This window comes from Gemmiger formicilis (genome assembly GCF_900167555.1).
GTDB classification, from domain to species: domain Bacteria; phylum Bacillota; class Clostridia; order Oscillospirales; family Ruminococcaceae; genus Gemmiger; species Gemmiger formicilis.
In genome coordinates, this window is sequence record NZ_FUYF01000013.1 from 18,028 (window position 1) to 40,786 (window position 22,759).

A 22,759-nucleotide genomic window follows, 5' to 3' on the forward strand; every position below is an offset into this window, starting at 1 on the left:
TATCAAAATTATAATTGTAATAGGGGAATTATGAGAAATGGAAATCGCAGGGAGGGGTCTTGACCCCTCCGCGGGGCCTGGCGGCGGCCACGGTGTTCCGGGCCGGATATGTCCGGCCCCTACAGCCATTCCGGCAGGGAAGATGCGTTATTTTTTCAGCTCCTCCTCGATCTCCGGCAGATCCTCTTTGATAAACATAAAGCACAAGCTCACCAGCAGCAGCGCGCAGGAAAGCCAGATCGTCCTCTCGCCGAAGATGCCGACGCACTGTGTACCGATGCCCGCACCCAGCGCAAAGATAAAGATAATGGCAAAGTACTGCAGGGACTTCCACAGCGCGTTTTTATCGTGGCTGTGTCCGAATGCGACCAGCGCGTCCATGCCGCTGCGCAGGTTGCCGATGCACATGGTACTGGCAAACGGGTAGCCATGCACCTTGCGGAACGCCTGCACCTGCATGGCGCAGGCAAACGAGACCAGCGCGTTTGCGCCAATATCCCACGCGGCAGGGAAGAAGCCCACCGCGAACAGCAGCACGATCTCGGCCAGCACGACGAGCTGACGCCAGTGGATGCGGCGGGCCTGCCGCCAGTGCAGGCGGATGCACTCCGCCGCGGCCACACCCAGCGCAAAGGACAGAACGGGGATAAAATAGTGGGCAAACCGCGATAAATCGCCATCAAACAGGCTCTGGCTCATCAGCACGATGTTGCCGGTCTGGGCGTTGGCAAACACCTTGCCGCGCCCAATGTAGGTGTAGGCGTCCTGCAGGCCGCCCGACGCCGACAAGAACATGACCGTGCGGAATGCCTCCGACATCTGGCCGCGGTGATGCGGGAATAATTTTGACATGACTTTCCGACCTCTCTATTACGTTTAAACACCGCCATTATAGCGCGCCGCGCCGCCGCTGTAAAGTTTGCAGCAACACATGCGGCGTTTTGTACCAAAGTGACGCTGCAAAACGGAGAAAGATTTTATACAAAGTGCAGAAATTTGTGCAGGAGTATTACATGAGCGCAACTTTTGCGGTATACTGACTTCACTTTCCAACGCAGTGAGACAACAGCCGCAGGGCGTCGCAACGAGTTGAGCGACACCCTGCGGCTGTTTTTGTTTTGGAGAAAATAACGTATATATGAGGAGTAATTACAATGCCGCAAACAAAGAAACAGGAAATCGTCTACACCGTCATGATGGTCTGCGTCATGGTCTACGGAATGGTCTGCTACAATATCGCACTGGATGTGGGCGGGATGCAGAATTTCATCTTCGCCGCTGCCCTCAGTGAGCTGCCCATCATGGGCGTCATTGGCTTTTTGCTGGACACGTTCCTGGTCGGCCCCACGGCCATGCGCATCGCCACGGGCTGGTTCACCCCAGGCAAGGACAAGCAGGTGTTCCTGGTGGCCGCTATCTCCTGTCTGTCCGCGTGGATGATGTGCCCGTTGATGAGCTTTTTCGCCACGCTGTTCTTCAAGGACAGCCACAACGCGAACTTTTTCGCCATGTGGGTGCAGACCACGGCGATGAACTATCCCACGGCATTTTTGTGGCAGCTGTGCGGCGCGGGCCCGCTGGTGCGGTTCGTGTTTGGCAAGGGTCTGGCCGCTATGAAAAAGAAGTGATAACGATTTCATAATACATCTAATACATCGACAGAAAAAACACAAACCCAATTTTGTACCAATAAAACTGCACAAAAACCACTTGCTATATTTGGTAATAGTGCTATAATACGGCTGAACCTGAAAGTTGGGTGTACCTATTTATATAGAGAAAAGCCCCTTGGCCCCCTCGCAGAGGGAGGCAGGGAACCCAACCCAGGTAAAGCTCCCAAAGAGTGAGGTGCATTGCATGAAAGATGTCAACGACCTGATGCAGGCCATTTTGGAGATGGATGCCGCCCAGCGCCGCGAAAGCGAGAAGGCCCGGCTCGAGCGCTCTGCCCGGCTGGCTGCTCTGGACGAGCAGAAGCAGAAGATCATCGCGGAGTGTGACGCCCGCGAGAAGTCCGAGTCCGACGCCGCCGCAAGAGCTGCCGAGGAGGGCAACGCCGCCGCGCTGGCCGCGCTGGAGACCCAGCGCAGCCAGGCAGCCGAGGCCATGACCGCCGCCGCAAAGGCCCATGAGGCCGAATGGTGCGCTGCGCTTGTACAGCGTACCCTGGGCGAGGAGGCCGCACAATGATGCCCACGGGCAAGGCAAGCGGCAACGCCGTGCTGGCCAAGGCCCGCGCCCTGTACGGCAGCCACCTGCGGGCCGACGATTACCGCCGCCTGATGGCCTGCCGCACAATGACCGAGCTGGCCGCGGCCTTGAAAGAATACCCGCTGTACAGCGAAGCGCTGGCCGAGGTCAACCCCCAGTACGCCCGCCGCGTCCAGCTGGAAAACCTGCTGCGCCAGAGCCTGTACACCCGGTACGACAGCCTTTGCCGCTATGACCGCAGCGCGGGCAACAAAGTGTATGAGTATTTTACCCTCTGCTGTGAGGTCGATGAGCTGACTGCCGCCATGCGGTGCCTGGATGCAGGCCGCCCGGGCGATTACCTGTTCCGCCTGCCGGAGTTCTTGCAGCAGCGCTGCTGCATCGACCTCTACGCGCTGGCCAAGGCCACGAGTTTGGACGGTATCCTGGCCGCTGTGGCCGGTACGCGGTGGGAAAAGGTCCTGGCACCGCTGCAGAGCGCCAAGCCGGACCGCGGTCTGACCGCCCAGGCCGAGCCGCTTCTGCAGGACTTCCGCCACCGCGCACTGGTGGCGCTGGCCCCCGCTAAGGGCGGCACAAGCGCTGCGCCGAACCTGCGCGACCTCGTCGAGCTGGAATGCGACACCTCCGCTGTTTCCAACGCCGCGCGGCTCATCCGCATCGGCGCGCCGGACTCGGTGGTGCGCACCAACGCCCGCCGCGACTGCACGGCCCTGACGAACGACGAGTGGGAATACCTGCTCGCCGCCCGCGATCTGGACACGTTCAAGGCGCGGTTCGCCGGGACGAAGTACGGCCCGCTGCTGGGACACCATGAGTACAGCGTTTTGAAGGAGGGCTTCTTCCACTACCGATGCGACTGGTGCCGCAAGTGGCTGCGGTTCTCCACCGACCCGACGCTGGTCATGCTGTGCTACGTCTGGCTGGCCCGGTGTGAGGTGCAGGATCTGGATCACATCATTGAGGGCGTGCATTACAAGCTGCCGCCCGAGGATGTCCAGCCGCTGCTGGTGGGGTTTGATGAGAAGGATTGAGTGACCCTTGGCCCCCTCTGGGAGGGGGCTCCGCCCGCAGGCGGTGGGGGAGAGAGCTTTGCGGCAGCCCGAAAAATTTCGGGTGATGGCAAGGTTCGCTCCCTCCGCCCCTGCGGGGCACCGTCCCCCTCTGGCGCAAGCGCCACCTTCCCCGTGTCGGGGGAGTCTGTCTCGCCGAGGGAGGCAAGCTGAAACAAGGAGTGTGAACTGATTGGTTGAAAAGATGAAACTGGTGCGGGTGCAGGGCACGATGCCCCAGCTGAACGAGTTTATCGGCTCGTGCTGCATGGACGGACGCTTTGACCTTGAGCCCGCAACCAGATATATGTCGGAATCGCTGGGATACGGCGCTCTGAATGAGGAGAACCCCCACACCGCGATCCGCGACCAGATCGAGACGATGGCCAAAGAGGCCAATATGGAGCTGCACGAGGGGCAGCAGCACAGCGACCCGGTGGATGCCGAGGGCCGCAGCTATCTGAGCGACCTGCTGGAAAAGATCGACGACCTCTGCGCCGAGCGCAAGGTCCTGCTGGACCAGAAGAAGCTCTGCGAGGACGGCATCGAGCAGTACAGCCACTTTACCGGCCTGAAGGTCAACGTGGACGACATTCTCGACTGCGCCCACGTCAAGATCCGTTTCGGCTTCCTGCCGACGGAGGGCTACAACAAGCTGATGAACAACTACGGCGACGACCCGTACATCCTGTTCACCCCCTGCAACCAGACGAAGGCCGGTTACTGGGGCGTCTACATGACCCCGCGGGAGCACGCGCTGGAGACCGACGGCATCTTCTCGATGCTCTACTTTGAGCCGGTGCATGTGCCCGGCGCGGCTGGCTCGCCCGCCGAGATCATCGAGCACTTTAAAGAGAACCTCGACGTTGTCAACAAGAGCGTCGAGGACGTCAACGCCCGCATTGCCGCCCTGTGGCAGCAAAACGCCGACAAGGTCCAGCTGCTGTACAACACAGCCTGCTACTACGCGGCGATCTACGACCTGCGCCGCATGGCCGCGGTCAAGGGCGAGCACTTCTTCTGCGTCGGCTGGGTCCCGGCGTCGGAGGTGGACGAGGTCGCGGGTAAGGCCCGCGGCATCCATGGGCTGCGCGTCACGGTGGACGGACCGGAATCCGCCGGTAAGATGACGCCCCCCACCAAGCTGAAAAACCCCTGGTGGAGCCGCCCTTTTGAGTTTTTCGTCGAAATGTACGGTCTGCCCGCCTACGGCGAGACAGATGTCACCGGCTTTGTAGCGATCACATTCACCGTGCTGTTCGGCATGATGTTTGGCGACGTCGGGCAGGGTATCGTGCTGGCACTGTTCAGCACGTTCATGTGGAAGGTCAAGCACAATGACCTGTTCCATCTGATGATCCCCTGCGGCATTTCGAGCACGATCTTCGGCCTGGTCTACGGTTCTCTCTTTGGCTACGAGGAGGCCCTTGACCCGCTCTACCATGCGCTTGGCATGGCAGGCAAGCCCGTTTCCGTTATGGATTCCATCACCGGCATCCTGATGGTGGCTGTCTACATCGGCATTGTGCTGGTGCTGGCCGCCATGGCACTGAATATGTACACCCACGCCCGCCACAGCGAGTGGGGCGAGTTCATCTTCTCGCCCAACGGCCTTGTCGGCATGGTGACCTACCTGTGCGGCGTTGATCTGGCGTCCGCTTATATGGGTGCTGTCACGTTTATGCCGCAGGTGCTGGCGGTGGTCGGCATGGTCGTCGGTCTGGTGTTGCTGCTCTTTGCGGAGCTGCTGGCCCCGATGGTCGAGGGCAAGCCCTGGAAGCCTGCGGGCGGTATGGGCAACTACCTGATGCAGAGCGTATTTGAGCTGCTGGAAACGGTGCTGAGCTACCTGTCCAACACGATCTCGTTCTTGCGTGTCGGTGCGTTCGTCATCGTCCACGCCAGTATGATGATGGTCGTCTTTACGCTGGCCGGTACGCCGAACAACATTGTTGTGGTCATCCTGGGCAACCTCGTGGTCATCTGCCTCGAAGCACTGCTCTCCGCCATTCAGGGCATCCGTCTGGAGTTCTACGAGATGTTCAGCCGCTGCTACAAGGGCGGCGGCCGCAAGTTCGTAGCCTTTGATTTGAAGAAAGCAAAAGCATAAGATGCGCCGTAGAGGCCGGACATATCCGGCCCGCAACCATTCCACAATCGGACGATAGAATCGAAGCCGCGGGCCGGGCATGCCCGGCCCTTGCAAAAGCGCCTTGACAGAGGGGCGCGGAATAAAACAAAAAATTACGGAGGGTTCCATTATGAAAACCAAGTTCAGCAAACTGTTCGTTACCATCCTGATCGTGGCCGCTGTGACCTGCTGCGGCGCACTGGGCGTCTTTGCCGCGGATGATGCCAATGCCGACACCACCGCTGCCACCACCGCTTCCGAGACCGTCAACACCGACAATGACCACAACAGCTCTTTGAGCATCGGTCTGGTCGCTGCCGCTCTGGCTACGGGTCTTGCCGGTATCGGCGGCGGCATGGCCGTCGCTTCCGCTGCGCCTGCCGCTATCGCAGCCAACAGCGAGAATGAAAAGACCTTCGGCAAGAGCCTGATCTTCGTCGCCCTGGGCGAGTCCATCGCTCTGTACGGCCTGGTCATCTCCATCATGATCCTGTCCAAGCTGGTGTAACGCCATGCGGTTCTTTCTCATCAGCGACAACTCCGACGCCATGAACGGTCTGCGCCTTGCGGGTATTGAGGGCACCGTCGCCCGCAGCGAAGCCGACCTGCGCAACGCGCTGGAAATGGCAGCCCAGCAGCCCGACATCGCCGTGCTGCTCGTGACCGAGAAGATCGCCGAGACCTACACGGCCACGCTGGACAGCGCCCGCGCTGCCGGTGGGCCGCTGCTCATCACGGTGCCCTCCACCGGCGGCGGTGCTGCCGGTAAGGACCGCCTGACCCGCTATATCCGCGAGGCCATCGGCGTCAAGATTTAAGAGGTGTGACCATGAACGAATTAGATACCCGCGCCGAGCGATTCCTCGAGTCCATCCGCGCCGAGGGCGAGGCTGCCTGCGCCGCCATCCGTGAGGAGACGGAGCGCGCGATCAACACCCAGCTGGACGAGACGCGCAAGACCGAGAACGCCCGCGTGGAGCGCACCCTGCGCTTTGAGACCGAGCGCGCCAAGACCCGCGCCAACCGCGATTTGAGCGCGGCCCGCATGGCCGCCCGCGCCACGCTGGCTGCCCAGCGCCAGAAAATCGCCGACGAGACCTTCTCGAAGGCCCGTGAGCAGCTGGCTGCCTTTGTGGCCGGCAAGGACTACGCCGCCTGGCTGCAGAAAGAGGCAGCTTCTCTGGCGGAGACCTTAGGCGAGAACGCCAAGATCACGGCCCGCGCCGCCGACCTGCCGCTGCTGAAAAACGTCGAACTGCCCGCAGGCACCGTTCTGGAGGCCGACGACAGCATCACGCTGGGCGGCCTGAAGGGCGCAAACCCCGCGAAGGGCGTGGCTGCCGACGATACGCTGGAGGCCCGTCTGGAGGCCCAGCACGACTGGTTCCTGGAAAACGCCGGTCTGGAAATTAACATTTGAGGGGCAAAGCTATGAAAAATACAATTTACAGCATCAACGGCCCCGTTGTCACCATCAAGGGCAAGACCGATCTGGAAATGATGGAGATGGTCTATGTCGGCAAGGCACGCCTTGTCGGCGAGGTCATCCGCATGAACGACAAGGAAACCACCATCCAGGTCTATGAGGAGACCGGCGGCCTGAAGGCAGGCGAGCCTGTCGAGAGCACGGGCGGTCCGCTGTCCGTGACCCTCGGCCCCGGCATCCTGCGCAATATCTATGACGGCATCCAGCGTCCGCTGCCCGCCATCGAGCAGCACATGGGCAGCTTCATCGAGCGCGGTGCGCATGAGCCGTCTCTGGACGAGGCCGCCAAGTGGGACGTGACCGTGACCGTACGGCAGGGGGACACCCTGACCGCGGGCCAGATCTACGCCACCTGCCCCGAGACCCCGGCCATCGAGCACCGCTGCATGGTGCCGCCGACGGTCTCCGGTACGGTCACCTGGGTGGCCGACAACGGCAGCTACACCGTCAACGAGCCTATCGTCAAGCTGACCGATGCCAAGGGTAAGGAGCACACGCTGACCCTCTGCCAGAAGTGGCCTATCCGCACCCCGCGCCCGTCTGCCGAGCGCATGACCTCGCCCCGCCCGCTGATCACGGGTCAGCGTGTCATCGATACGATGTTCCCGCTGGCCAAGGGCGGCGCTGCGGCCATCCCCGGCGGCTTCGGTACCGGCAAGACGATGACCCAGCACCAGATCGCAAAATGGTGCGACGCCGACATCATCATCTACGTCGGCTGCGGCGAACGCGGCAACGAGATGACGCAGGCTTTGCAGGAGTTCAGCGAGCTGGTCGACCCCCGCACGGGCAAGAGCCTGATGGACCGTACCGTCCTGATCGCGAACACGTCCAACATGCCTGTCGCCGCCCGTGAGGCTTCTATCTACACCGGCATCACGCTGGCCGAGTATTACCGCGACATGGGCTACCACGCCGCCATGATGGCCGACTCCACCTCCCGCTGGGCCGAGGCTCTGCGTGAGATCAGCGGACGTCTGGAGGAGATGCCCGCCGACGAGGGCTACCCCGCGTACCTGCCCAGCCGTCTGGCCGAGTTCTACGAGCGCGCCGGTTACGTCAAGACGCTGAACGGCGCGGAAGGCTCTGTCTCCGTCATCGGCGCTGTCAGCCCGCAGGGCAACGACTTCTCCGAGCCTGTCACCCAGAACACGAAGCGCTTCACCCGCTGCTTCTGGGCGCTGGATAAGTCGCTGGCCTACGCCCGCCACTATCCCGCCATCAACTGGAACGACTCCTACAGCGAGTATCTGGGTGACCTCGGCGGCTGGTACTACGACAACGTCGGCCACGACTTCATGTCCTGCCGTGAGCGCATCGCCAACCTGCTGCTGCAGGAGAACAATCTGATGCAGATCGTCAAGCTGATCGGCTCTGACGTGCTGCCCGACGACCAGAAGCTGACGATTGAGATCGCCCGCGTCATCCGCGTCGGATTTTTGCAGCAGAACGCCTTCCACGCGGTTGACACCTACGTCCCGCTGGAAAAGCAGCTGAAAATGATGGAAACCATTCTGTACCTGTACGACAAGTGCGCCGCACTCGTCGCCAAGCAGGTGCCTGTCAGCCGTCTGCTGGCCACCGGCCTGTTTGACGAGCTGGTCCAGATGAAGTATACCGTGCCCAACGACGATTTGAGCAAGCTGGACGAGCTGCAAAAAGCAATCGACACCAAGCTGGCCGCCGTGGCCCAGGGCTGATGAGGAGGGAACAACATGATTCTGGAACATATCGGACTTTCCCAAATCAACGGCAGTCTGGTCGTGCTGGACGGCGTCAAGGGCGTCCAGTATGACGAAATGGCAGAGCTGCACCTCGACGACGGCTCGACCCGCGTGGGCCGTGTTGTCCGTGTCGATGGTGACCGCTGCGTCATTCAGGTGTTTGAGGGCACCCGCGGGCTGAGCCTTGTCAACAACCGCACGGTGCTGACCGGCCACCCGATGATGATGGATTTAAGCCCCGAGCTGCTGGGCCGCGTGCTGGACGGTCTGGGCCGCCCCATTGACGGCCTCGGTGACATTTACCCCGTCGCCCGCCGCGATGTCAACGGCGCGCCCATCAACCCCGTCAGCCGTGTCTACCCCCGCAACTACATCCACACCGGCATTTCTTCGATTGACTGCCTGGCCACGCTGATCCGCGGCCAGAAACTGCCGATCTTCTCCGGCTCCGGCATGAAGCACAACGAGCTGGCCGTCCAGATCGTCCGTCAGGCCAGCGTGGCCGACGGGTCGGACTTCGCCATCGTGTTCGCCGCTATGGGCGTCAAGAATGACGTTGCGTCGTATTTCCGCGAGAGCTTCGAGAGCTGCGGCGCGATGGAGCGCGTTGTCATGCTGCTGAACCTCGCCAACGACCCCATCATCGAGCGTATCATCACCCCGCGCGCCGCGCTGACGGTGGCCGAGTATCTGGCCTTTGACCTGAACAAGAACGTGCTGGTCATCCTGACCGATATGACAAGCTACTGCGAGGCCCTGCGTGAATTCTCGTCCTCCAAGGGCGAGATCCCGGGCCGCAAAGGCTTCCCCGGCTACCTGTATTCCGATCTGGCCAGCCTGTACGAGCGCGCCGGTATCATCAAGGGCAGCAAGGGCTCTGTGACCCAGATCCCGATCCTGACCATGCCCGGCGACGACATTACCCACCCCATCCCCGACCTGACGGGCTACATCACCGAGGGGCAGATCGTGCTGGACCGCGGCATGGATGCCACCGGCCTGTATCCGCCTGTGTCCGTGCTGCCCAGCCTGTCCCGTCTGATGAAGGACGGCATCGGCGCAGGCTACACCCGCGAGGATCACGTCACACTGTCCAACCAGCTGTTCGCCTGCTACGCCAAGGTGCAGGACGCCAAGGCGCTGGCCAGCGTCATCGGCGAGGAGGAATTGTCCCAGAGCGATAAGCAGCTGATGGCCTTTGGCCGCGCGTTTGAGCAGGAGTTCATCGGCCAGGGCAACACCGACCGCACGATGGAGCAGACCCTCGACCTCGGCTGGGAGCTGCTGGCGACCCTGCCCCGCAACGCTCTGGACCGCTGCGACGCCGCGACGCTGGATAAGTATTACGAACCGGCGAAGGCGAGAATCAGTAAAGCAAATAATAAATAAAAAATAATAAATAATAAATGTGGATGCGCGGCAGCACCCCCGGCAGGGGGAGGTAGGGGCGAACATTGTTCGCCCGCCCGTTTGCCGCTATTGCACGATTTTCGGGTTTACCGTAGGGGCGGATTCCATATCCGCCCGCACTTTGAGCCGCGCAGCGGCGATCCACTTTCTTTTTTATTTATTATTTATTCTTTATTATTTATCAAAGGAGTACCCAATGGCACAGCAGGTTTTTCCCACAAAATCAAACCTGATGGCGACAAAGCGCAGTCTGGCGCTGGCGACCCAGGGCTATGACCTGATGGACCGCAAGCGCAACATCCTTGTGCGCGAGATGATGCAGCTGATTGACCGCGCCGCAGGCATTCAGGACCGCATCAGCGCGGCCTACGCCGAGGCGTATGAGGCGCTGAAAAAGGCCAACATCATGCTGGGTTCTGTCGGCGGCTATGCTGCCGGTGTGCCGGTGGAGCGCGGCGTGCAGATGTCCACCCGCAGCGTCATGGGCGTTGAGCTGCCCACGCTGCGCCTGAACACCACCTCGCCCATGGGGCTGTACTATGACTTGGAATCCACCAACGGCACGCTGGATGTGGCCTACCTCAAGTTCAATGAGGTCAAGACGCTGACCGTCGAGCTGGCCGAGGTCGAGACCAGCGTCATCCGTCTGGCCGAGGCCATCCAAAAGACCCAGAAGCGCGCCAACGCCCTGGGCAACGTGCAGATCCCCCAGATGCAAAAGACCATCAAGTCCATCGACGAGGTCCTGAGCGAGCGTGAGCGCGAGGAATTCAGCCGTCTGAAGGTCATCAAGGCACAAAAAGAGAAAGAAGAAGCGTGACCTTCAAGCCTTCTCCCTCTGGGGGAGAAGGTGGCCCCGCAGGGCCGGATGAGGGGAGAGCTTATGGCGGTTGCCCGTCTGTGGGGGCACCGTAGGGGCGGATTCTATATCCGCCCGTGGAGATTTGCCCGTTTAAGGGCTGCAATGACAGACTTTGCCCGCATCAGTCACCTTCGATGACAGCTTCCCCCGAGGGGGAAGCTTTTTTTGTTTGTGGAATTTTCCCAAACACCCCGCCACTTTTCTAAATGGCGCTGTCAAAAAAATAACGGTATAATAAAGGCAGAACATGGGAATCATCGGCAAACAGCCGATACAATAAAAGGAGAGAATTTCTATGGCAAGTCGTATTGTACTGAACACTATTTCCTACCACGGCCACGGCGCAATCGAGAACATCGTTCCCGAGCTGACCGCCCGCGGCTACAAGAAGGCTTTCGTCTGCTCTGACCCCGATCTGATCAAGTTCGGCGTCACCAAGAAGGTCACCGACCTGCTGGACGCCGCCGGCTTTGCCTACAGCGTTTACAGCGAGATCAAGCCCAACCCCACCATCCAGAACGTTCAGGACGGCGTTGCCGCCTTTAAGGCTGCCGAGGCTGACTGCATCGTCACCATCGGCGGCGGCTCCTCCATGGATACCGCCAAGGCCATCGGCATCATCATCAACAACCCCGAGTTCGCGGATGTCCGCAGCCTGGAGGGCGTTGCCCCCACCAAGAAGCACGCCGTGTTCACCATTGCGGTGCCCACCACCGCCGGCACCGCTGCCGAGGTCACGATCAACTACGTCATCACCGATGTCGAGAAGAAGCGCAAGTTCGTCTGCGTGGACACCAACGACATCCCCGAGATCGCCGTTGTCGATCCCGATATGATGTCCAGCATGCCCAAGGGTCTGACCGCCGCTACCGGCATGGACGCCCTGACCCACGCCATCGAGGGCTACATCACCAAGGGCCACTGCACCATCTCCGATATGTTCCATCTCGAGGCCATCAAGTTGATTTCCGAGAACCTGCGCGGCGCTGTGCAGAACACCCCGGAGGGCCGCGAGGGCATGGCTCTGGGCCAGTACATTGCCGGTATGGGCTTCTCCAACGTCGGCCTGGGCATCGTCCACAGCATGGCCCACGGCCTGTCCGCCCTGTATGACACCCCCCACGGCGTTGCCTGTGCCATCATCCTGCCCACCGGTCTGGAGTACAACAAGACCGCGGCCGGCGAGCGTTACCGTGCCGTCGGCAAGGCGATGGGCGTGACCGGCATTGATGAGATGAACGACGTCGAGGCCGCCGATGCCACGATTGCAGCCGTCAAGAAGCTGAGCGCCGACGTGGGCATCCCCGCCGACCTGAAGGGCATCCTGAAGGAGGAGGACGTTCAGTTCCTGGCCGAGTCCGCCTTTGCCGACGCCTGCTGCCCGGGCAACCCCCGCGACACCAGCGTTGAGGAGATCAAGGAGCTGTACCGCAGCCTGATGTAATTTAGTATTACATAATGTAAGAGGGTATCTGCTGAAATGGCAGGTACCCTCTTTTTTGCTGTTATGTCGTTTATGGGTAGTTCGTAGGGAGCGGTCTTGACCGCTCCGGGAACGTGACGATGGCCGCAAACAGCCCGGAGGGGTCAAGACCCCTCCCTACAAGCAGGGTAGGGGCCGCACATGTGCGGCCCGCAACCTTACGGCAAAAGCAATTTTACCGGAAAGCCGCGGGCCGGGCGTGCCCGGCCCCTACCAATATTGTGATTTTGTTTGGAATTTCTTCGGTTCCTTCTTTGCAAAGAAGGAACAAACCCCCGTTAAGAATCCGAATCCAGCTTCAGCACCGCAGTAAACGCCTCGCTCGGCAGGGTCACGCTGCCCAGCTGGCGCATCTTCTTTTTGCCTTCCTTCTGCTTTTCCAGCAGCTTCTTCTTACGGGTGATGTCACCGCCGTAGCACTTGGCCAACACGTCCTTGCGCATGGCCTTGACCGTCTCGCGGGCAATGACCTTGCCGCCCACAGCCGCCTGCACCGGGATCTCAAACAGCGCGCGGGGGATATTCTCCTTCAGCTTCTCGCAGATGCGGCGGCCCTTCGCGTAGGCGTTGTCTGCAAAGACGATCATCGACAGGGCATCGACGACCTCGCCGTTGAGCAAAAAGTCCAGACGGACGAGCTTGCTCTCGTGCCAGCCCTCCCACTCGTAGTCGTAGCTGGCATAGCCGCGGCTGCGGGACTTGATGGCATCAAAGAAGTCGTAGACGATCTCGCCCAGCGGGATCAGGTAATGCAGGTCAACGCGCGTTTCGTCCATATACTTCATATCGACCAGCACGCCGCGCTTCGTCTGGCACAGGTCCATCAGCGGGCCGACGTAATCGTTCGGTGTGTAGATGTGCGCGTTGACGAACGGCTCCTCCTGCTTGACGATGCGGGTCGGGTCGGGGTAGGCGGAGGGGTTGTCAATGACCTCCACCGTGCCGTCGGTCAGCGTCAGGCGGTACTGGACGCCCGGCGTCGTCGTGATAAGGTCAAGGTCAAACTCGCGCTCAAGACGCTCGGTGATGATCTCCATGTGGAGCAGGCCCAGGAAACCGCAGCGGAAGCCGAAGCCCAGCGCGGCACTCGTCTCCGGCTCAAAGATCAGGCTCGCGTCGTTGAGCTGCAATTTCTCCAGCGCGTCCTTCAGGTCGGGATAGTCCGCGCCGTCGGCGGGGTAAATGCCGCAGAACACCATCGGCGTGACCGTGCGGAAGCCGGGCATCGGCTCCGGTGTGGGGTTCGCGGCCAGCGTGACGGTATCGCCGACGCGGGTGTCGCGCACGGTCTTGATGCTGGCCGTCAGGTAGCCGACCTCGCCGGCCTCGAGCTTGTCACAGGGGGTCAGGCTCGTTGCGCCCATGTGGCCGACCTCCACCAGCTGGAACTCCGCGCCGGTGCTCATCAGGCGGATGGTGTCGCCGGGCTTGACCGTGCCCTCAAAGATGCGGACGTAGACGATGACGCCCTTGTAGCTGTCGTAGATGGAGTCGAAGATCAGCGCCTTCAGCGGTGCGTCGGGGTCGCCGGTGGGGGCGGGAATATCCCGCGCAACGCTTTCCAGCACCTCTTTGACGCCGATGCCCAGCTTGGCCGAGACGCGCGGTGCCTCCATGCAGGGCAGGCCGATGACGTCCTCGACCTCCTTTGCCACGGCGTCAGGGTCGGCACTGGGCAGGTCGATCTTGTTCAAAATCGGCACGACCTCCAGATTGTGGTCCAGCGCCAGATAGCAGTTCGCCAGCGTCTGCGCCTCAACGCCCTGGCTGGCGTCGACGACGAGGACTGCGCCCTCGCAGGCGGCCAGACTGCGGCTGACCTCGTACTGGAAGTCCACATGGCCCGGGGTGTCGATGAGGTTGAACTCATAGGTCTCGCCGTCGTCGGCCTTGTAGCGCATCGTGACGGCGCGGGCCTTGATGGTGATGCCGCGCTCCTTCTCGATGTCCATGTCGTCCAGCACCTGGTCGGTCATGGTGCGCTTGTCGACGCTGTCGGTCAGCTCCAGCATACGGTCCGACAGGGTGGACTTGCCGTGGTCGATGTGGGCAATAATGCAAAAGTTGCGGATGTTCTTGCGGGCCATCAGGTTTCCTCCAAATTGTTCCAGATCTCGCAGATCTTGCCGTTTTCCTTATATACGCGGGGCACGCGGCGGGCAAGGCCGCACACGACTTCGTAGTTGATGGTCTGTGTCTTGGCGGCAATCGTGTCAGCCGTGTCGCCGCCGTCCGGGCCAAAGACCGTGACCTCGTCGCCCATCTTCACGCCGGGAATGTCCGTCACATCGACCATTGTCTGGTCCATGCAGACGCGCCCGACCACGGGGGCCCGCTGGCCGCGGATGACCATGACGCCCCGGTCCGGCCCGCCGGACAGCATCCGCGGGTAGCCGTCAGCGTAGCCCACACAGACTGTGGCGACGCGCATCGGCCTATCGGCGGTAAAGGTGCGCCCGTAGCTGACGCTCTGACCGGGCTGCAGCTCCTTGACAAAGGTCACGACGGATTTCAGCGACATGACGGGCTGCAGGGCGGGGAAGTGTACCTCATTGCTGGGGTCGAGCCCGTACAGGATGATGCCCGCGCGGGTCATGTCGTGTCGCCACTCGGGGTGGCGCAGCTGTGCGGCAGAGTTGGCGCAGTGTACCGTGCCGACAGGGCAGCCGTCCGCACGCAGCCGCTCTACGACCTGCGCGAACAGCGCGTGCTGCTCGTCGGTGTAGCGCTCGTCGTCGGGCTCGACGCTGTCCGCCACCGCAAAGTGCTGAAAGACGCCGCAGATGTCCAGCCCGGGCAGGGCGTAGAGAGCCTCCAGCTCGCGGATGGTCTCCGCAAAGCCGGAACGCACCGCAAAGCCGATGCGGCCCATGCCGGTGTCGATCTTCAGGTGGACCTTAACCTTGACGCCCGCCTTGACGGCAGCAGCGGAGAGCGCCTGTGCGTATTCGGTCGAATAGCAGGTGGTGATCAGGTCGTTGGCAGCCAGCACAGCCGCATAGGTGGGGTCGGCGTAGCCCAGAATCAGGATGGGTGTTGTGATGCCGCCGCGGCGCAGGTGCCGCCCCTCGCCAAGGGAACTGACCGCGAAGCCCGCAGCACCGGCCTCCTGCAGAACGCGGGCGATGACGTTATCGCCGTGGCCGTAGGCGTCCGCCTTGACGACGGCACAGACCGGCCCGCCTACGGTGCGGCGGATATATTCATAATTTTCACGCAGGGCCGTCAAATCGATCTCGGCCCAGCAGTGCTTTTCCAAGGTAAGTGTATTCATAGTGCGCCATTTCCTCCGTAACAGTTTATTATAGCATGAAAACAGCGTTCCTGCAACCAATTTTCAGGTTTTCTGATTTTCTAATTTTCGCCGTCGTCGTTTGTGGTCAGGTGTGCGGCGTCCGTCTCGGACCAGTGGCCGTGTACCCGTTGCACGCCGACGATGCGCAGCTTGGAATGTAGGAAGTGCTGCTCGCGGTAAAGGCTGAAATAGCTCGACAGCATGTAGGAAACCGCGCATGCCAGCGCAAACAGCGAGACGCACTGCCCGCCGAATACCTCGATGGCAAGGCAGATGGACGCCAGCGGGCTGTTGGTGCAGCCGCAGAACAGCGCAACCATGCCCAGCGCCGCGCCCAGCTGCGGCGGCAGACCCAGCAGCGGCGCGGCCACACAGCCGAACGTCGCGCCGGTGAAGAAGATCGGCACGATCTCGCCGCCCTTGAAGCCTGCGCCCAGGGTCAGTGCGGTGAACAGCATCTTTAAAAGGAAGGCGTAGGGAACGGCCTCGCCGTCGATGGCGGCCTCGATGACCGCCGCGCCCGCGCCGTTGTAGTCGGTGGTGCCCAGCAGTTTTGTCAAGGCGATAATGAGCACGCCGCCCGCGGCGACGCGCAGGTAGATGTTCGGGAAGAATTTCCGGTACAGTTTCGGCGTGACGTGGAGCAGCTCACAGAAGAAGATGCTCAACGCGGCCAGCAGCGCACCCAGGATGATAACGCGGACGAGATTGTCCGGCGTGGGGGCAGCCTCGGCCTGTAAGACGAACGCCTCGGGAGCCAGCCCCATTTTGCCGCTGATGAAAACGCCCAGCAGCGCCGACACCAGACAGGGAAGCAGTGCCGCGTACTGCATGGAGCCGACATCGACGACCTCCAGCGTGAAGATCGTTGCGGCCAGCGGCGTGCCGAAGATGGCCGAGAATGCGCCCGCCATGCCGCACATCGTCATTAAGCGGCAGTCGCGGTTTTCTAAGCGCAGCGCCCTGCCGAGCTGCCCGGATACGCTGCCGCCCAGCAGCAGAGCCGCGCCCTCGCGTCCGCTGGACCCGCCGAACAGATGCGTGGCGACGGTGGAAACAAAGATGAGCGGCGCGGTGCGCAGTGTCAGCGGCTTGTGCTCCCGCACGGATACGAAGATTTGGTTCGTAGAGCCGCCGCCATCCGGGTCAAAGCGGTGATACAAAAATACGATAACAAGACCGGCAACGGGCAGCAGGTAAAGCAGCCACGGGTGCGCGCCGCGGGTGGCGTTGGCCCAGTTGAGCGCCAGCCCGAATGCGCCGCCCAACGGGCCTACCACGCAGCCCACCAGCGCCGCCAGCACCAGCCACTTGGCGCACACCGCCTGATACCCCGCCGCGCTGCGCAGATACCGTTTGATTCGCTCCAAGGCGACCCCTCCTATGCTATGCAAAATTTGAGATTATTATAGCCTTTTTGTGGGGAAAAGACAACAGAAAAATGAACCGCGGCAGCGCCTTTTGGCAGAGAAAGCCGAAGAACATTCCTACATGTGTACCGAATAACAGAAGCGCCGCAGATTTCAATGAATCTGCGGCGCATTCCGATGGTCGAGGTGACAGGACTCGAACCTGCGGCCTCGTGGTCCCAAACCACGCGCGCTACCAACTGCGCAACACCTCGTTCTTATAACTTATCCATTATAATACACAAGCGGTGCGGGCGTCAAGTCCCGGCGCGGCAAAAATCATACAGCCAGGCGGAGCAGCCCCAGCACCAGCAGGTGCGCGGGGTAGAAGGCATAGAAGAACCACTTGTAAAACGTGCGCCCGCGGGCGGCGCGCCGGCCATTGTACAGGTACAGGATCACAAACGCGGAGACAAGGATCGGCACAGCGCAGCCGACGGCCTCCCACACCTGCCCGCTGCCCAGCCCGGCCATGCCGCCGTAGAGCAGCGCCGCCGCGCCGAACGCGGCTTTCTGCCGTGTGCGATTTTCCCCGGCCCAGGCAAACAGCAGCGTGAACACCGGGGCCAGCAGCGCCCAGTCACAGAACAGCGATGCGCAGATCAGCAGCACGATGCAGACGCCGCGCAGCACGCGGTCCTGAATTTTCTCCTGCACCAGCAGCACCAGAAAGCAGAGCAGCAGCGTGAACAGCATGTTGAACTGCACAAACCCGGCGATGCCGTTTGCCGGAAAGGCCAGCTGATACGGCAGCTGCGCCAGCACGGCAAACCCCAGCAGCCGCCCGGCGTAGCGGCGTTTGGAGCGGGTGCAGCCGTAGCCTTCGACGAGAAAAAAGCACATCGTCACGGCGGTAAAGTAGCCGATGCAGAGGCATAGATTTGTCAGCGGCTGCCCGGCGGGCAGAAAGACGTTCGCAATGTGGTTGATAAGCATGGTGAGCATGGCAACCATCTTGATGGAATCACGGGACATGGTAAAAACCCCTTTCGTATTCATTGTAAAGTACGAGGGAGCGGGCGTCAAGATTGCAGCGGCACGGCAACATTTTTGCGGCCCGCCCTTTCTTTTGCCCTGTGCCTGCGCTATAATGAAGTACAGGGAAGCTATAGGGCTGCTGCAAGGTGTTCTGCGCGGGATGCAGGACTTTTCCCTGTGCCGGTCATTTGCTGTGTGCTGGTGTTTGTGATCGAGCTGTTTGTGTGAGGTACTATGATTGACGCAATAAAAATCCGCGGTGCGCGGGTACACAACCTGAAAAACATCGACGTCGATGTCCCTTTAAACAAAATCGTCGGCATTGCGGGCGTGTCCGGGTCGGGCAAATCGTCGCTGGCACTCGGCGTGCTGTATGCCGAGGGCTCGCGCCGCTACCTTGACGCGCTGTCCACCTACACCCGCCGCCGCATGACCCAGGCCGCCAAGGCACAGGTGGATGAGGTGCTTTACGTCCCCGCCGCGCTGGCGCTGCACCAGCGGCCCGGTGTGCCGGGCATCCGCAGTACCTTCGGCACGGGTACCGAGCTGCTGAACAGTCTGCGGCTCATGTTCTCCCGCCTGGCCAGCCACCGCTGCCCCAACGGCCATTACGTGCCGCCAACGCTGAACGTCGCCGCCGAGCAGCCGATTTATTGCCAGGAATGCGGCGCACTTGTGCGTGCGCCGTCGGCGGAGGAGCTGGCCTTCAACAGCCAGGGCGCCTGCCGCACCTGCGATGGTACGGGCCTGGTCCGCACCGTGGACCGTGCCACGCTTGTGCCTGACGAGAGCATCAGCATTGACGACGGGGCCGTCGCGCCGTGGAACAGCCTGATGTGGTCGCTCATGACCGACGTCTGCCGCGCCATGGGCGTGCGCACCAATGTGCCGTTCCGTGAACTGACCGACAGGGAAAGAGACATCGTTTTCAACGGCCCGGCGGAGAAAAAGCATATCTTCTACAAAGCCAAAAGCACGCCCGAGGCCGGGGAACTGGACTTTACCTATTACAATGCGGTCTACACGGTGGAGAACGCCCTGGCCAAGGTCAAGGACGAGAAGGGCATGAAGCGGGTGGAAAAATTCCTGCGCGTGGATACCTGCCCGGACTGCCGCGGCTCGCGCCTGTCAGAGGCCGCCCGTGCGCCGCGGCTGCGGGGCATCGGGCTGGATGAGGCGTGCAGGATGACGCTGACAGCACTCTGCGGCTGGGTGGACGGCGTGCCCGCCAGCCTGCCGCCCGAGATGCGCCCCATGGCCGAGAGCATCTGCGCCTCGTTCCGCGAGACCGCACGTCGGCTGCTGGATCTGGGGCTCGGCTACCTGACGCTGGACCGCGCGTCGTCAACGCTTTCCACCGGTGAGCGGCAGCGGATGCAGCTGGCCCGCGCCGTGCGCAACCGCACCACGGGTGTTTTGTACGTGCTGGACGAGCCGTCCATCGGGCTGCACCCCTCCAACATCGTCGGCCTGAACGGCGTCATGCACGACCTGATCGCCGACGGCAACTCGGTGGTGCTCGTTGATCACGACACACAGGTGCTGGCGGAGTCGGACTGGCTCATCGAGATGGGCCCCGAGGCCGGTGCGGGCGGCGGGCACGTCATTGCCGAGGGTACGGTGGCCGACCTGGCCGGGAACCCGGCGTCCCAAATCGGTCCGTTTCTGGGTGGGCAGGGGAGTGCTGCGCCCCGGAACCGCTCGGCGGCGGAGCTGTTTGCCGAGGGGCGCATCCATCTTTCGACGGACGCCATCCATACGGTCAAGCCGCTGGAGGTGGACATTCCCAAGGGGCGGCTGACCGTTGTCACGGGTGTGTCCGGCTCCGGCAAGACGACGCTGATTCTGGAAAGCCTTGTCCCGGCGCTGGCGGCGCAGACGGCGGGCAAGCCGCTGCCGCCCCACGTAAGGGCTATCGAGGCCGACGGCATCGCGCAGGTAAAGCTCATCGATGCAACGCCGATTGGCATTAACGTGCGCTCCACCGTGGCGACCTACGCCAATGTACACGACGAGCTGCGCAAGGTTTTTGCCCGCACGCCCGATGCCAAACGGCTGGGCTACAAGGCGGGCGACTTCTCCTACAACACAGGCAAACTGCGCTGCCCGGTCTGTGACGGCACCGGCGTCATCAGTCTGGACGTGCAGTTTTTGCCCGATGTGGAAATTCCCTGTACCGGGTGCCATGGCTCCCGCTACAGCCGCGACGCCGACGCCGTGCGGCACGAGAACAGGCACGGCGGGACCTGCACGCTGCCGCAGCTCATGGACATGGACATCAACACGGCGCTGACCGTCTGTACAGACTTGAAATTGGTGACACAGCGCTTAAAAGTGCTGCAGGATCTGGGCCTTGGCTACCTGACGCTGGGCGAGGAAACGCCGAGCCTGTCCGGCGGCGAGGCACAGCGGCTGAAGCTGGCCAGCGAGATGGGCAGGGCCCAGCATGACACAGTGTTTGTCTTTGACGAGCCGACCATCGGTCTGCACCCGCTGGACGTGCGCACACTGCTGGGCGTATTCCGAACCCTGATCGAAAACGGCGCGACGGTCATCGTCATTGAGCATGACCTCGACGTCATCCGCAGCGCGGACTACCTCATCGACATGGGACCCGGCGGCGGTGAGGAGGGCGGACGTGTCGTCGCCTGCGGAACCCCCGCCGAGGTGAAGCGGAACCCGGAGAGCAGGACGGGGAAATTTATTTGAAACGTATCATGCCTTCCCCCTTGGGGAAGGTGGCCGTAGGCCGGATGAGGGGCGAGCTTGCCGTGATTGCCCGTAAAAGGGTTGCTGCGCAAACTCGCCCCTCATCAGTCACCTTCGGTGACAGCTTCCCCCGAGGGGGAAGCCTTTTTTGTTTTGTACATCCTGCACAAAAACCACCCTTCATTTTTGGTGAGTGAAAATGACCGAAACTGATTGATTTTGACGGATAATCTGCTATAATAAAGCTACAGTCAATCAGAAATATCCATAAAACACCAAAATCGGTCAAACAAAGACCGGGAAAGGAGCAAACCCCTATGTTAGCCGAGGAACGCTTTGCCCTGATTCTGAACCTGCTGGCGGAAAAACGCACCGCCACCGTGCAGGAGCTGTGCGAGGCACTTAACGCCAGTGAATCCACGATCCGCCGCGACCTGACCGAGCTGGCGCGGCAGGGCCGTTTGAATAAGGTCCACGGCGGTGCGACCCTGCCGGACGGCCAGTTTTTGGCCGATGAGCCGACGATGGCCGCCAAGGAGGCGCTTGCCGTCGGGCAGAAGCGCAGCATCGCGCAGGCCGCGGCAGACCTGATCCGGGCGGAGGATTTCATCTACATCGACGCCGGTACAACCACGCTGGCCATGGTCCGGGCGCTGAGCGGCCCCGCGCTGGAGGCCCACTACGTCACCAACGGCATCGCCCACGCGCGGCTGCTGGCACAAAAAAGCTGCCACGTCTGCGTGCCGGGCGGTCTGCTGCGTCCCCAGACGGAGGCCATCATCGGGGCGGCGGCCATCACGGCGCTGCAGCAGTTCAATTTCACCAAGGCGTTCATCGGGGCCAACGGCGTGGCGCTGAACGCCGGGTTCACAACGCCCGACCCGGAGGAGGCCGCCGTCAAGGCCGCTGCCGTCCACCGCGCGCGGGAGACCTGGTATCTGGTGGATGACAGCAAATTCGGCCGGGTCTATCCGGCCGTCATCGGGGAGATCTACAGCGGCGCGATCCTGACGAACCGCTGCCCTGACCCAAAATACAGACAGCTGACACTGGTAAAGGAGACAGAGCAATGATCTACACAGTGACATTCAACCCGGCCATCGACTATGTCGTGCGGCTGGACCGTGAACTGAGCGTGGGCGATGTCAACCGCGCCAAAGGCGAGGACTGCGTGCTGGGCGGCAAGGGCATCAATGTGTCCGGCGTGCTGGCCCAGCTCGGGTGCGAGAGCGTCGCCCTTGGCTTTGTGGCGGGCGAGACCGGCGCCTGGCTGGAGCGCGGCCTGGCTGCGCAGGGCCTGAAAACCGATTTTGTCCACCTCGACCACGGCATGACCCGCATCAACGTCAAGATCAAGGCCGGGCAGGAGACAGAGCTCAACGGCGCGGGCCCCGACATCCCGGAAGCCGCCATGAAGGCGCTTGAGAAAAAGCTCGACGCCCTGCAAAAGGATGACATTCTGGTGCTGGCGGGCAGCATTCCGGCCAGCCTGGCCCAGACGACCTATGAGCGGCTGCTGGCCCGGCTGGAGGGCCGCGGCATCCGCGCCGTGGTCGATGCCACGCGCGATTTGCTCGTGAACGTGCTGCCCTACAAGCCGTTCCTCATCAAGCCGAACAACCACGAGCTGAGCGAGATCACGGGCGTCAGGCTGACGAATGATAAGGAAATTGCCGCTGCTGCCCACATGATGCAGGACAAGGGCGCGCGCAATGTGCTGGTCAGCATGGCGGGCGACGGTGCGCTGCTGCTGGATGAGCACGGCACGGTCTACCGCATCGGCTGCCCCAGGGGCAAGGTCGTCAACAGTGTCGGCGCGGGCGACAGCATGGTGGCCGGTTTTGTGGCCGGTTACCAGCAGAGCGGCGGCGATTATGAGGCTGCCCTCCGCCTGGGCACCGCCTGCGGCAGCGCCACCGCGTTCAGCCTGGGTCTGGCGACGAAGGCGGATATTGATGCACTGCTGGCAACGATGTGACGCGGCGCTGTAACGGAGGATGCCTGCATCG

At 61.8% G+C, this 22,759-nt stretch carries 19 protein-coding genes and 1 tRNA gene; 14 read left to right on the plus strand and 6 right to left on the minus strand.

What is annotated here, in order from left to right; translation table 11 throughout:
- Positions 1-147: 147 nt before the first annotated feature.
- Positions 148-852 carry a YoaK family protein gene (locus tag B5D32_RS10585; RefSeq protein ID WP_242943440.1) on the minus strand — a complete coding sequence of 235 codons (705 nt, stop codon included), beginning with the start codon at positions 850-852 and terminating at the stop codon, positions 148-150.
- 302 nt (positions 853-1,154) lie between these two features.
- On the opposite strand from B5D32_RS10585, the gene B5D32_RS10590 reads away from it, so the two are divergent.
- The 11 genes from B5D32_RS10590 to fucO all read left to right on the plus strand — a co-directional run bounded on the left by B5D32_RS10590 (position 1,155) and on the right by fucO (position 12,320).
- On the plus strand, positions 1,155-1,628 hold the full coding sequence (locus B5D32_RS10590) for a DUF2798 domain-containing protein (protein ID WP_078784995.1): 474 nt from the start codon (positions 1,155-1,157) through the stop codon (positions 1,626-1,628).
- A gap of 229 nt (positions 1,629-1,857) precedes the next feature.
- A complete protein-coding gene (locus B5D32_RS10595) occupies positions 1,858-2,190 on the plus strand; it encodes a hypothetical protein (protein WP_078784996.1) in 333 nt (110 codons plus the stop codon).
- On the plus strand, positions 2,187-3,245 hold the full coding sequence (locus tag B5D32_RS10600; protein WP_159447025.1) for a V0D/AC39 family V-type ATPase subunit: 1,059 nt from the start codon (positions 2,187-2,189) through the stop codon (positions 3,243-3,245). The genes B5D32_RS10595 and B5D32_RS10600 overlap by 4 nt, the downstream gene beginning before the upstream one ends.
- A gap of 211 nt (positions 3,246-3,456) precedes the next feature.
- Positions 3,457-5,373: a V-type ATP synthase subunit I gene (locus tag B5D32_RS10605; RefSeq protein ID WP_078784998.1), complete on the plus strand. Its 1,917-nt coding sequence runs from the start codon at positions 3,457-3,459 to the stop codon at positions 5,371-5,373.
- Positions 5,374-5,524: 151 nt separating this feature from the next.
- A complete protein-coding gene (locus tag B5D32_RS10610; protein ID WP_078784999.1) occupies positions 5,525-5,902 on the plus strand; it encodes an ATP synthase subunit C in 378 nt (125 codons plus the stop codon).
- A 4-nt stretch (positions 5,903-5,906) separates the two neighbouring features.
- Positions 5,907-6,212 (plus strand): V-type ATP synthase subunit F, encoded by a 306-nt coding sequence (locus B5D32_RS10615; RefSeq protein WP_078785000.1) that lies wholly within the window; start codon positions 5,907-5,909, stop codon positions 6,210-6,212.
- Positions 6,213-6,223: 11 nt separating this feature from the next.
- The gene (locus B5D32_RS10620) at positions 6,224-6,814 is read left to right on the plus strand and encodes a V-type ATP synthase subunit E (protein WP_078785001.1); all 591 of its coding nucleotides are present in this window, start codon (positions 6,224-6,226) and stop codon (positions 6,812-6,814) included.
- An 11-nt stretch (positions 6,815-6,825) separates the two neighbouring features.
- Entirely contained in the window at positions 6,826-8,580 is a 1,755-nt protein-coding gene (locus tag B5D32_RS10625; protein ID WP_078785002.1) for a V-type ATP synthase subunit A, read from the plus strand.
- 15 nt (positions 8,581-8,595) lie between these two features.
- Positions 8,596-9,993, plus strand: a complete 1,398-nt coding sequence (locus tag B5D32_RS10630) for a V-type ATP synthase subunit B (protein ID WP_078785003.1) — start codon at positions 8,596-8,598, stop codon at positions 9,991-9,993.
- A 217-nt stretch (positions 9,994-10,210) separates the two neighbouring features.
- Complete coding sequence (locus B5D32_RS10635; protein WP_078785004.1) at positions 10,211-10,834, plus strand: V-type ATP synthase subunit D; 624 nt, start codon at positions 10,211-10,213, stop codon at positions 10,832-10,834.
- Between the two features lie 337 nt (positions 10,835-11,171).
- Positions 11,172-12,320, plus strand: a complete 1,149-nt coding sequence (gene fucO / locus B5D32_RS10640; RefSeq protein WP_078785005.1) for a lactaldehyde reductase — start codon at positions 11,172-11,174, stop codon at positions 12,318-12,320.
- Positions 12,321-12,637: 317 nt separating this feature from the next.
- Here fucO and lepA read toward each other — a convergent pair whose 3' ends face one another.
- The 5 genes from lepA to B5D32_RS10665 form a co-directional block, all read right to left on the minus strand.
- Complete coding sequence (gene lepA / locus B5D32_RS10645) at positions 12,638-14,446, minus strand: translation elongation factor 4 (protein WP_078785006.1); 1,809 nt, start codon at positions 14,444-14,446, stop codon at positions 12,638-12,640.
- Entirely contained in the window at positions 14,446-15,633 is a 1,188-nt protein-coding gene (gene alr, locus B5D32_RS10650; RefSeq protein WP_078785007.1) for an alanine racemase, read from the minus strand. The genes lepA and alr overlap by 1 nt, the downstream gene beginning before the upstream one ends.
- 80 nt (positions 15,634-15,713) lie before the next feature.
- Positions 15,714-17,024, minus strand: coding sequence for a chloride channel protein (locus tag B5D32_RS10655; protein WP_078785008.1), 1,311 nt, complete (start codon positions 17,022-17,024; stop codon positions 15,714-15,716).
- 178 nt (positions 17,025-17,202) lie between these two features.
- Positions 17,203-17,278, minus strand: a tRNA-Pro gene (locus tag B5D32_RS10660).
- 64 nt (positions 17,279-17,342) lie between these two features.
- On the minus strand, positions 17,343-18,038 hold the full coding sequence (locus B5D32_RS10665; protein WP_159447026.1) for a TraX family protein: 696 nt from the start codon (positions 18,036-18,038) through the stop codon (positions 17,343-17,345).
- Between the two features lie 237 nt (positions 18,039-18,275).
- Between B5D32_RS10665 and B5D32_RS10670 the strand changes: the two genes are divergently transcribed.
- The 3 genes from B5D32_RS10670 (at position 18,276) to pfkB (ending at position 22,728) form a co-directional block, all read left to right on the plus strand.
- On the plus strand, positions 18,276-20,750 hold the full coding sequence (locus B5D32_RS10670; protein WP_078785010.1) for an excinuclease ABC subunit UvrA: 2,475 nt from the start codon (positions 18,276-18,278) through the stop codon (positions 20,748-20,750).
- 317 nt (positions 20,751-21,067) lie between these two features.
- Positions 21,068-21,823 carry a DeoR/GlpR family DNA-binding transcription regulator gene (locus tag B5D32_RS10675; RefSeq protein WP_078785011.1) on the plus strand — a complete coding sequence of 252 codons (756 nt, stop codon included), beginning with the start codon at positions 21,068-21,070 and terminating at the stop codon, positions 21,821-21,823.
- Entirely contained in the window at positions 21,820-22,728 is a 909-nt protein-coding gene (pfkB, locus tag B5D32_RS10680) for a 1-phosphofructokinase (protein ID WP_078785012.1), read from the plus strand. The genes B5D32_RS10675 and pfkB overlap by 4 nt, the downstream gene beginning before the upstream one ends.
- The last annotated feature ends 31 nt before the right edge of the window (positions 22,729-22,759 follow it).